This is a genomic window from Pseudomonas arsenicoxydans, assembly GCF_006438915.1.
In the GTDB taxonomy this organism is placed as follows: domain Bacteria; phylum Pseudomonadota; class Gammaproteobacteria; order Pseudomonadales; family Pseudomonadaceae; genus Aquipseudomonas; species Aquipseudomonas arsenicoxydans_A.
The window spans coordinates 657,832-668,610 of the sequence record NZ_RCZE01000002.1; the positions used below are offsets into that span (position 1 = coordinate 657,832).

A 10,779-nucleotide genomic window follows, 5' to 3' on the forward strand; every position below is an offset into this window, starting at 1 on the left:
GCTCCCATGGCAAAAATACTGCAAAAAGCTGAGGCCAGCTGTTCTAGTAAGGTTGAAACAAAGCGATTCAGAGCAACACCACGTCGTATTGTTCCTGGGAATACATGGTTTCCACCTGGAATCGGATCGTGCGTCCGATAAACCCTTCCAGCTCGGCAACGTTGCCTGACTCTTCGTCGAGCAAACGGTCGACGACTTTCTGGTTCGCCAATACACGATAGCCTTCCGCTTGATAGGCGCGCGCTTCGCGGAGGATTTCGCGGAAAATTTCGTAGCAGACCGTTTCCGGCGTCTTCAACTTGCCCCGGCCCTGACAGCTGCTGCACGGTTCGCACAGCACTTGTTCAAGACTTTCGCGGGTGCGCTTGCGGGTCATCTGCACCAGGCCCAACTCGGTGATGCCGATGATGTTGGTCTTGGCGTGGTCGCGTTCCAGCTGCTTCTCGAGCGTGCGCAATACCTGGCGCTGGTGTTCCTCGTCTTCCATGTCAATGAAGTCGATGATGATGATCCCGCCCAGATTGCGCAGGCGCAGTTGACGGGCAATGGCGGTGGCGGCTTCAAGGTTCGTCTTGAAGATGGTTTCTTCAAGGTTGCGATGGCCGACGAAGGCCCCGGTGTTGACGTCGATGGTGCTCATGGCTTCCGCCGGATCGACCACCAGATAACCGCCGGACTTGAGCGGGACTTTGCGCTCCAGGGCTTTCTGGATTTCGTCTTCGACGCCATACAAATCGAAAATAGGCCGCTCGCCCGGATAATGCTCCAGACGATCGGCGATTTCCGGCATCAGTTCGGCGACGAACTGCGTGGTTTTCTGGAAGGTTTCCCGGGAATCGATGCGGATCTTCTCGATCTTAGGGCTCACCAGGTCACGCAGGGTGCGTAACGCGAGGCCGAGGTCTTCGTAGATCACACTCGGTGCGCTGATGGTTTTGATCTGTTCGTTGATCTGGTCCCAGAGACGGCGCAGGTAGCGGATGTCCATGAGGATCTCATCGGCGCCCGCCCCTTCGGCAGCGGTGCGCAAAATGAAACCGCCGGCCTCCTTGATGCCTTCTTTGGCCACACAATCGGTGACCACTTGCTTGAGGCGCTCGCGCTCGGCCTCATCTTCGATCTTCAGTGAAATACCGACGTGAGCCGTGCGCGGCATGTACACCAGATAGCGCGATGGAATCGACAGCTGCGTCGTCAGGCGTGCGCCTTTGGAACCGATCGGGTCCTTGGTGACCTGGACCACCAGGCTCTGGCCTTCATGGACCAGAGCGCTGATGCTTTCGACCGCAGGACCTTCGCGCAGGGAAATTTCCGAGGCGTGAATGAATGCCGCACGGTCCAGGCCGATGTCGACGAACGCCGCCTGCATGCCTGGCAAAACCCGTACGACCTTGCCTTTATAGATGTTGCCGACGATCCCGCGCTTTTGCGTACGCTCGACGTGGACCTCTTGCAGAACACCGTTTTCGACCACCGCCACGCGCGATTCCATCGGCGTGATGTTGATCAGAATCTCTTCACTCATGGCAGGGTCTCGTTCAGGCATGTTCACGATAATGGCTGCATCTTGTCAGTACGACGCTCAGCGCGCGTTAAGTGTTTGCCAACAGGGTATGCCGAAATGGCCGAGCAGTTCTGCGGTTTCGCACAGCGGCAACCCGACCACCGCCGAATAACTGCCGTTGAGCCCAGCAACAAAGACTGCACCCAGGCCCTGAATGCCGTAGCCACCCGCCTTGTCGCGAGGCTCGCGGCTGACCCAGTAGGCTGCCGCTTCTTCGCGACTGATGTTGCGAAACCGCACCAGACTGCGCACCACCCGAGACTCGCAGCGCTCGGCGTCGAGTACGGCGATGGCGGTCAGCACTTCATGTTCACGACCGGCCAACAGCATAAGCATGGCGCACGCGTCAGCTTCGTCCACCGGTTTGCCAAGAATTTTGCCTTCCAGCACCACGGCGGTGTCGGCGCCCAGTACGCAAAAATCGGTGTCGGACACGACTAACCCGCGACCGGCCTCGGCTTTACCGCGCGCAAGGCGCTCGACATAGGCCGACGGGGATTCTTGAATCAAGGGGGTTTCATCGATGTCCGCGCTGATGGCGCAGAACGGCACGCCGATCTGCGTGAGCAGTTCACGCCGACGCGGCGAGGCTGAGGCGAGGTATAGCTGTTTCATCAAGACATCTCCCTGTCTAGTGCGGGCCAATGCCTGACCGAATTAATTGATTTTGTAGCGCCGACGCAGCCCACGCAAACCGTAGCTGACCCAAGGCCACAACAACGCGCTGACCAGTGCCGGCAGCACCAGCGCCAAGGTTGGCTGCCGGTTACCGGTCAAGGCACTCAGCCACAACTGAACAAGCTGCGCGAGGCCGAAGATCACCAGGATGACCAAGCTCTGTTGCCACATCGGAAACATGCGCAAGCGCTGTTGCAGCGACAGCACCAGGAAGGTGATCAAGGTCAGGATCAACGCATTCTGGCCAAGCAACGTGCCGTACAGCACATCTTCGGCCAGCCCCAGGCACCAGGCGGTGACCATGCCGACTTTTTGCGGCAGGGTCAGCGCCCAGAACGCGAGCAGCAACGCCAGCCACAACGGGCGGAGGATTTCCATGAATTGCGGCAGCGGTGAAACGCTGAGCAACAGGCCGATAGCGAACGTCAACCAGACAATCCAGCCGTTTCGGGAGGCTTTGACGCCGACCATTATTCTTGTCTCCCAGTGGCAGCCGGTTCGGGGACAGGCGGTTTGGCAGCAGGCTTCGCGGCCGGCGGTTTACTGGCGGCAGGCGGCTTGGCAGCGGCGGGCTTGGCCGGTTTGGCCGGGGTTGCAGGCGCCGCAGTTGCTGGGGCCGGTGCAGCGGGCGCCGGGCTGGTGACAGGTGCAGCAGGGGCCACAGCGGCCGCAGGAACCGGTTTCGGTACGGTGGCCGGAATGATCGGGCCGCCGCCGTGCTGGTCCAGTGCCTCTTGTGCCTGGGCCGCATCGTTGGCGCGTTCTTCGGCGGTGCGGCCATCGCTGAACACCAGCAGCAGATAACGACTGCGGTTCAGCGCAGCGGTTGGCACGGCGCGCACAATGGCAAATGGCTGGCCGGAATCGTGAATCACTTCCTTGACCGTCGCCACCGGGTAACCCGCCGGGAACCGCTGACCCAGGCCGGAGCTGACCAGCAGATCACCTTCCTTGATGTCGGCGGTGTCCGCTACGTGACGCAGTTCAAGGCGCTCCGGGTTGCCGGTGCCGCTGGCAATCGCCCGCAGCCCGTTACGGTTCACCTGCACCGGAATGCTGTGGGTCGTGTCGGTCAGCAGCAAAACACGGGAGGTGTAAGGCATCAACTCGACCACCTGTCCCATCAGGCCGCGGGCATCGAGCACCGGCTGACCGAGGATCACACCGTCGCGTTCACCCTTGTTGATGATGATGCGATGGGTGAAGGGGTTCGGGTCCATGCCGATCAACTCGGCCACTTCGACCTTCTCGTTGACCAGTGCGGAAGAGTTGAGCAACTCGCGCAGCCGAACGTTCTGCTCGGTGAGGGCGGCAAGCTTCTGCATGCGCCCCTGCAACAGCAGGTTTTCGGTCTTGAGTTTTTCGTTTTCGGCGACGAGCTCGGTCCGGCTGCCAAATTGGCTGGCCACACCCTGCCATAGCCGCTGCGGCAGGTCGGTGATCCAGTAAGACTGCATCAGCACCAGCGACATTTGGCTACGCACTGGCTTGAGCAGTGTGAAGCGGGCATCGACCACCATCAGCGCGATCGAAAGCACGACCAGCACCAATAAGCGCACGCCCAGTGAAGGACCTTTGGAAAAAAGCGGTTTAATAAGCCGCTCCTCCCAGGCAAATGTTCTCTTTACTCATACGGCATCAAACCGGCCTGGATGCAGACTGACAGAAGATAAACGCCAACAGGCAGCACTGCAAAGTGCCGCCTGCGCGCTCAACAGCATAGAGGCAATCCGGCGACTTATTCGCTGGAGAGCAGGTCCATGGTGTGTTTATCCATCATTTCCAAGGCACGGCCACCGCCGCGAGCAACGCAGGTCAGCGGGTCTTCGGCAACGATCACCGGTAGACCTGTTTCCTGGGCCAGCAACTTGTCGAGGTCACGCAGCAAGGCGCCACCACCGGTCAGTACCAGACCGCGCTCGGCGATATCGGACGCCAGCTCCGGAGGCGATTGCTCCAGTGCGCTTTTCACAGCCTGAACGATGGTGGCCAGAGACTCTTGCAGAGCTTCCAGCACTTCATTGGAGTTCAGGGTGAACGCACGTGGAACGCCTTCGGCCAGGTTACGACCACGAACATCGACTTCGCGAACTTCGCCGCCCGGGTAGGCTGTGCCGATTTCCTGCTTGATGCGCTCGGCGGTAGATTCGCCGATCAGGCTGCCGTAGTTACGACGCACGTAGGTGATAATTGCTTCGTCGAAGCGGTCGCCGCCAACCCGTACGGATTCGGCGTAAACCACACCGTTCAGGGAGATCAGGGCGATTTCGGTAGTACCACCACCAATATCGACCACCATCGAACCGCGTGCTTCTTCAACCGGCAGGCCGGCACCGATCGCAGCAGCCATTGGCTCTTCGATCAGGAACACTTCACGAGCACCGGCACCAAGGGCCGATTCACGGATGGCTCGACGCTCAACCTGAGTGGATTTGCACGGAACGCAGATCAGCACACGAGGGCTAGGCTGCAGGAAGCTGTTTTCGTGAACCTTGTTGATAAAGTATTGCAGCATCTTTTCGCAAACGCTGAAGTCGGCAATCACGCCGTCCTTCATCGGACGAATGGCAGCAATGTTGCCCGGCGTTCGGCCGAGCATGCGCTTCGCCTCGGTGCCGACAGCTACGACACTTTTCTGGTTACCGTGTGTCCGAATAGCCACAACCGATGGCTCATTCAGGACGATACCGCGCTCGCGCACGTAAATAAGGGTGTTGGCAGTGCCCAGGTCAATGGAAAGATCGCTGGAAAACATGCCACGCAGTTTCTTGAACATGGGAAAGGGACCCTAGGCAACGCGTGGGTAAAAAAGTGCGGCAAACTCTAACAACGACAGGGATTTTGGGCAAGGCGCCAATATGTTAAATTGGCCGCTTTTCTGTGCACCAACCCCCACAATCGCGGCCTTATGACCGTAGAAATGCGGTAGTGTTCCGACAATCTAACACACGGACGCCGTCCGTTCTGTATTCCACTGGAGAATCGCAATGGCGCTTGAACGCTCCGACGTGGAAAAAATCGCTCATTTGGCCTGCCTGGGCCTTAATGATGCCGATCTTCCACACATCACTTCGGCCCTGAACAGCATTCTGGGCCTGGTCGACGAAATGCAGGCGGTCAATACCGACGGTATCGAGCCGCTGGCCCACCCATTGGAAGCCAGCCAGCGCCTGCGTGCAGACGTCGTGACCGAGACCAATCATCGCGAGGCCTATCAGTCCATCGCACCAGCGGTCGAAAACGGCCTGTACCTGGTTCCGAAAGTCATCGACTAAAGGGAAAGAGCCTGCAATGCATCACATGACTCTGGCCGAGATCGCCCGCGGACTCGCCGAAAAAAAGTTTTCTTCCGAAGAGCTGACCAAGACCCTGCTGGCGCGTATCGCCCTGCTTGATCCTCAGCTCAACAGTTTCATCAGCCTCACCGAAGACCTGGCGCTCCAGCAGGCGAAAGCCGCTGACGCACGCCGGGCCAATGGTGAGAGCGGCGCCCTGCTCGGCGCGCCGATTGCCCACAAAGACCTGTTCTGCACCCAGGGCATCCGCACCAGCTGCGGCTCGAAGATGCTCGACAACTTTAAAGCGCCGTACGACGCCACTGTCGTCGCCAAGCTGGCCGCTGCCGGGACCGTGACCCTGGGCAAGACCAACATGGACGAATTCGCCATGGGGTCGGCCAACGAGTCGAGCTACTACGGCCCGGTGAAAAACCCGTGGAACCTGGAACACGTGCCTGGCGGTTCGTCAGGCGGTTCGGCGGCCGCGGTTGCCGCGCGCCTGCTGCCTGCGGCCACCGGCACTGACACGGGCGGCTCGATCCGGCAGCCCGCCGCACTGACCAACCTCACCGGCCTGAAACCGACGTACGGTCGCGTTTCGCGCTGGGGCATGATCGCCTACGCCTCCAGCCTCGATCAGGGCGGTCCTCTGGCCCGCACCGCCGAAGACTGCGCGATCTTGCTGCAAGGCATGGCCGGTTTCGACCCGAACGACTCCACCAGCATCGACGAGCCAGTGCCTGATTACAGCGCCAGCCTCAACGGTTCGCTACAAGGTCTGCGCATTGGCGTGCCGAAAGAGTATTTCAGCGCCGGTCTCGACCCGCGCATTGCCGAGCTGATCCACAACAGCGTCAAGGAGCTGGAAAAACTCGGCGCCGTGATCAAGGAAATCAGCCTGCCGAACATGCAGCACGCGATTCCTGCGTACTACGTGATCGCCCCGGCAGAAGCCTCGTCCAACCTGTCGCGTTTCGACGGCGTACGCTTTGGCCATCGCTGCGAGAACCCGAAAGACCTGATCGACCTGTACAAGCGCTCTCGTGGCGAAGGGTTCGGCCCGGAAGTACAGCGCCGGATCATGGTCGGTGCCTACGCGCTGTCCGCCGGTTACTACGACGCCTACTACCTGAAGGCCCAGAAGATCCGTCGCTTGATCAAGAACGACTTCATGGCTGCCTTCAAAGAGGTCGACATCATCCTCGGCCCAACCACGCCGAACCCGGCCTGGAAGCTCGGCGCCAAGAACAGCGACCCGGTCGCTGCTTATCTGGAAGACGTCTACACCATCACCGCCAACCTCGCTGGCCTGCCGGGCTTGTCCATGCCCGCCGGTTTTGTCGACGGTCTGCCGGTGGGCGTGCAGTTGCTCGCTCCCTATTTCCAGGAAGGCCGTTTGCTCAACGTTGCGCACCAGTATCAGTTAAACACTGACTGGCACACCCGCACCCCAACCGGCTTCTGAGGAGACACACATGCAATGGGAAGTCGTGATCGGGCTGGAGATTCATACCCAGCTCACCACCCGGTCGAAAATCTTTTCCGGTAGTTCCACCACGTTCGGTTCCGAGCCGAACACCCAGGCCAGCCTCGTCGACCTGGGCATGCCCGGCGTGCTGCCGGTGCTGAACCAGGAAGCGGTGCGCATGGCGGTGATGTTCGGTCTGGCGATTGACGCCGAAATCGGTCAGCACAACGTGTTCGCCCGTAAAAACTATTTCTACCCGGACTTGCCGAAGGGCTACCAGATCAGCCAGATGGAATTGCCGATCGTCGGCAAGGGCCACCTGGACATCGCCATGGAAGACGGCACGATCAAACGTGTCGGCGTGACCCGTGCGCACCTGGAAGAAGACGCCGGTAAAAGCCTGCACGAAGAGTTCAACGGTGCCACTGGCATCGACCTGAACCGTGCCGGCACGCCGCTGCTGGAAATCGTCTCCGAGCCGGACATGCGCAGCGCCAAGGAAGCCGTGGCTTACGTCAAGACCGTCCACGCGCTGGTACGTTACCTCGGCATCTGCGACGGCAACATGGCCGAAGGCTCGCTTCGTTGCGACTGCAACGTGTCGATCCGTCCGAAAGGTCAGGTTGAGTTCGGTACTCGCTGCGAGATCAAGAACGTCAACTCGTTCCGCTTTATCGAAAAAGCGATCAACAGCGAAGTGCAGCGCCAGATCGAGCTGATCGAAGACGGCGGCAAAGTGATCCAGCAGACCCGCCTGTACGATCCGAACAAGGACGAAACCCGTCCGATGCGCAGCAAAGAGGAAGCCAACGACTACCGTTACTTCCCCGATCCGGACCTGCTGCCCGTGGTCATCGAAGACTCGTTCCTCGACGACGTGCGCGCGACCCTGCCGGAATTGCCACCGCAAAAGCGCGAGCGTTTCCAGGAGCAATTCGGTCTGTCGGTCTACGACGCCAGCGTGTTGGCGACCAGTCGCGAGCAAGCCGATTATTTCGAGAAAGTCGCAAGCATCGGCGGCGACGCCAAACTGGCGGCGAACTGGGTGATGGTCGAGTTGGGCAGCCTGCTCAACAAGCAAGGCCTGGACATCGAAGACTCGCCGGTTTCAGCCGAGCAACTGGGCGGCATGCTGCTGCGCATCAAGGACAACACCATCTCCGGCAAGATCGCCAAGGTGGTGTTTGAAGCGATGGCCAGCGGCGAAGGCAGCGCGGACGAGATCATCGACAAGCGCGGCCTGAAGCAAGTGACCGACACCGGTGCGATCTCGGCGGTGCTGGACGAAATGCTCGCGGCCAACGCCGAACAGGTTGAACAGTACCGTGCGGCAGACGAAGCCAAACGCGGCAAGATGTTCGGCTTCTTCGTCGGCCAGGCCATGAAAGCCTCCAAAGGCAAGGCCAACCCGCAACAGGTCAACGAACTGCTGAAAAGCAAGCTCGAAGGCTGATGAGCATGGAGCCAGTTTCAAAGCCTGGCTCAAATCCCTGTGGGAGCGGGCTTGCTCGCGAAAGCGTCGTATCAGTCGATATAAATGTCTACTGTCAGACCGCTTTCGCGAGCAAGCCCGCTCCCACATTTGTTTGTGGAAACTCTTAAATGAAGCGTCTACTCGGTGCCTGCGCCCTGCTCGCTCTGCTGGCCGGTTGCGCCAGTAACGATGTCATCGATCCACACGGCTACGACAAGACCGGCACGGCGTCCTATTACGGCGCCAAGCACCAAGGCAAACGCACCGCCAGTGGCGAGCATTTCGACAAGAATTCCATGACCGCCGCCCACCGCCAGTTGCCTTTCGGCACGCGGGTGAAGGTCACCAACCTGAACAACGACAAATCTTGCGTGGTCCGCATCAACGACCGTGGGCCGCATACCCGCGGGCGCCTGATCGATCTGTCCCATGCAGCCGCCGAACGCCTGGGCATGATCAGCAGCGGTACCGCCAAGGTTCGCGTGCAAGCCCTCGACGACTGACAGACGGAGCACCGACCATTTTCGGACTTGCCGATATACCCCTGATCAGCGTGATAGAACTGCTCAGCGGCCTGGTTCTACTGATCTTCGGCGCTGAGCTGATGGTGCGTGCCGCCGTGCGCCTCGCGGCCCGATGGCACGTACGGCCACTGATCATCGGCCTGACCATCGTCGCCCTCGGCAGCAGTGCGCCACAGATGGCCGTCAGCCTGCAAGCCACCCTGGCGGACAATGCCGACATTGCCGTCGGCAGTGTGATCGGCAGCAGCATCTTCAACATTCTCGTCACCCTCGGGCTCTCGGCGCTGATCATTCCGCTGCGGGTTTCGCGGCAACTGGTGCGCCTGGATATTCCGCTGATGATCGGCGCCAGCCTGCTGGTGTTCGTGCTGGCGTGGAATGAACAACTGACCCGCACCGATGGCATGATCCTGCTGGCGGCGCTGGCGCTGTACCTGGGCTTGCTACTGCGCCAGTCGCGGCACTCGGCCCGTCCGCCATCGAGTGATCCGCACAGTCAGGCCGCGCCCTGGTTCAGCAGCCTGCTGATGATCGTGGTCGGGTTGGCAATGCTGGTTTACGCCGGACACCTGCTGCTGGGCGCGGCCGTTGTAGTGGCAACCGACCTTGGATTGTCGGAACGAATCATCGGCCTGACCATCGTCGCCATCAGCACCTCCCTGCCGGAACTCGCCACCTCCTTGATCGCCGCCCTGCGCGGTCAGCGCGACATCGCCGTGGGCAACGTGATCGGCAGCAACCTGTTCAACCTGTTGGGCGTGCTCGGCGTGACGGCGTTGATCGCGCCTTCGCCGCTGTCGGTGTCACCTAACGCCCTGGATTTCGACTTGCCGGTAATGCTCGGCGTCGCGGTATTTTGCCTGCCGCTGTTCTACACCGGCTACCGGGTGACCCGGGCCGAAGGTTTGCTGTGCCTGTGTTTGTACCTGGCGTATGGGCTGCACGTGGTGTCGTTCACCACCGGCATGCCACTGGCCGGCAAGCTTGAACATTTGATGCTGTTTTTCGTCCTGCCGGCGCTGGTGGCGTTTCTGCTGCTCACGTCGCTGCTCGCCTGGCGTCGCCAACACCACAAGAGGGATGTGCCATGACCGACAATAAAAAACCTGGCGTTGAAGTCCGCCGCCAAGTGATGGGCGACGCTTTCGTCGACCGTGCACTGGGCAATGCCACCGAGTTCACCCAGCCGTTGCAGGACTTCGTCAATGAACACGCCTGGGGCGCTGTGTGGAACCGCGAGGGCCTGGAACTGAAAACCCGCAGCCTGATCACCCTCGCCGCGCTGACGGCGCTGAAGTGCCCACAGGAATTGAAAGGCCATGTGCGTGGCGCTCTGAACAACGGCTGCACCGTGGAAGAGATTCGTGAAACGCTGCTGCATTGCGCGGTGTATGCCGGTGCGCCGGCGGCGATTGATGCGTTTCGGGCTGCGCAGGAAGTGATTGAGAGTTATCAGAAGCCTGAATAAAAATCTGGCATTTGTGGTGACTGTTCAGCCGCCTTCGCGAGCAAGCCCGCTTGTGTCTTGCGCAGGAATTAGACTGGTGATGAGAGCGGTGAGTGGCAAGCTGAACGCCCGGAGTGCTTAAAGCACGTGTGGGAGCCCACGCTGCCATTCACCCCTCCACTCTGGTTATTGAGCCCGAACAGTTGAACGAGCCTACCTCGAACAGTTACAAGCGTGGAGCCCAGCCAGAGCGCTCTCACCTTTGAGTGTAAGAGGGTTTGGCTATGTTTTCCTGCGCAGGCATCGACGTTTCTAAAGACAACCTTGAAATCCGGATCAATCCGCA

The 10,779-nt window shown here is 60.1% G+C and carries 11 protein-coding genes; 6 read left to right on the forward strand and 5 right to left on the reverse strand.

The window, feature by feature from the left end; genetic code table 11:
* Positions 1 to 67: 67 nt before the first annotated feature.
* From rng to mreB, 5 genes are all read right to left on the reverse strand, one after another.
* A complete protein-coding gene (gene rng / locus EAH78_RS06545; protein WP_008008603.1) occupies positions 68 to 1,525 on the reverse strand; it encodes a ribonuclease G in 1,458 nt (485 codons plus the stop codon).
* A gap of 57 nt (positions 1,526 to 1,582) precedes the next feature.
* Positions 1,583 to 2,179, reverse strand: a complete 597-nt coding sequence (locus tag EAH78_RS06550) for a Maf family protein (protein ID WP_140666786.1) — start codon at positions 2,177 to 2,179, stop codon at positions 1,583 to 1,585.
* Positions 2,180 to 2,221: 42 nt separating this feature from the next.
* Positions 2,222 to 2,713: a rod shape-determining protein MreD gene (mreD, locus tag EAH78_RS06555; RefSeq protein WP_140666788.1), complete on the reverse strand. Its 492-nt coding sequence runs from the start codon at positions 2,711 to 2,713 to the stop codon at positions 2,222 to 2,224.
* The gene (gene mreC / locus EAH78_RS06560; RefSeq protein ID WP_140666790.1) at positions 2,713 to 3,837 is read right to left on the reverse strand and encodes a rod shape-determining protein MreC; all 1,125 of its coding nucleotides are present in this window, start codon (positions 3,835 to 3,837) and stop codon (positions 2,713 to 2,715) included. Before mreC ends, mreD begins: the two co-directional genes overlap by 1 nt.
* 143 nt (positions 3,838 to 3,980) lie before the next feature.
* The gene (gene mreB / locus EAH78_RS06565) at positions 3,981 to 5,018 is read right to left on the reverse strand and encodes a rod shape-determining protein MreB (RefSeq protein ID WP_002555108.1); all 1,038 of its coding nucleotides are present in this window, start codon (positions 5,016 to 5,018) and stop codon (positions 3,981 to 3,983) included.
* 211 nt (positions 5,019 to 5,229) lie between these two features.
* Here mreB and gatC point away from each other — a divergent pair, with 211 nt between their 5' ends.
* The 6 genes from gatC (at position 5,230) to EAH78_RS06595 (ending at position 10,454) form a co-directional block, all read left to right on the forward strand.
* On the forward strand, positions 5,230 to 5,517 hold the full coding sequence (gatC, locus tag EAH78_RS06570; RefSeq protein WP_007901429.1) for an Asp-tRNA(Asn)/Glu-tRNA(Gln) amidotransferase subunit GatC: 288 nt from the start codon (positions 5,230 to 5,232) through the stop codon (positions 5,515 to 5,517).
* A gap of 16 nt (positions 5,518 to 5,533) precedes the next feature.
* On the forward strand, positions 5,534 to 6,985 hold the full coding sequence (gene gatA / locus EAH78_RS06575; protein WP_140666792.1) for an Asp-tRNA(Asn)/Glu-tRNA(Gln) amidotransferase subunit GatA: 1,452 nt from the start codon (positions 5,534 to 5,536) through the stop codon (positions 6,983 to 6,985).
* Positions 6,986 to 6,995: 10 nt separating this feature from the next.
* The gene (gene gatB, locus EAH78_RS06580; RefSeq protein WP_140666794.1) at positions 6,996 to 8,441 is read left to right on the forward strand and encodes an Asp-tRNA(Asn)/Glu-tRNA(Gln) amidotransferase subunit GatB; all 1,446 of its coding nucleotides are present in this window, start codon (positions 6,996 to 6,998) and stop codon (positions 8,439 to 8,441) included.
* Between the two features lie 149 nt (positions 8,442 to 8,590).
* Positions 8,591 to 8,965: a septal ring lytic transglycosylase RlpA family protein gene (locus EAH78_RS06585; protein WP_140666796.1), complete on the forward strand. Its 375-nt coding sequence runs from the start codon at positions 8,591 to 8,593 to the stop codon at positions 8,963 to 8,965.
* 50 nt (positions 8,966 to 9,015) lie between these two features.
* Positions 9,016 to 10,077 carry a calcium/sodium antiporter gene (locus tag EAH78_RS06590; protein WP_140666798.1) on the forward strand — a complete coding sequence of 354 codons (1,062 nt, stop codon included), beginning with the start codon at positions 9,016 to 9,018 and terminating at the stop codon, positions 10,075 to 10,077.
* Entirely contained in the window at positions 10,074 to 10,454 is a 381-nt protein-coding gene (locus EAH78_RS06595; RefSeq protein ID WP_027924513.1) for a carboxymuconolactone decarboxylase family protein, read from the forward strand. Before EAH78_RS06590 ends, EAH78_RS06595 begins: the two co-directional genes overlap by 4 nt.
* Positions 10,455 to 10,779 lie beyond the last annotated feature (325 nt).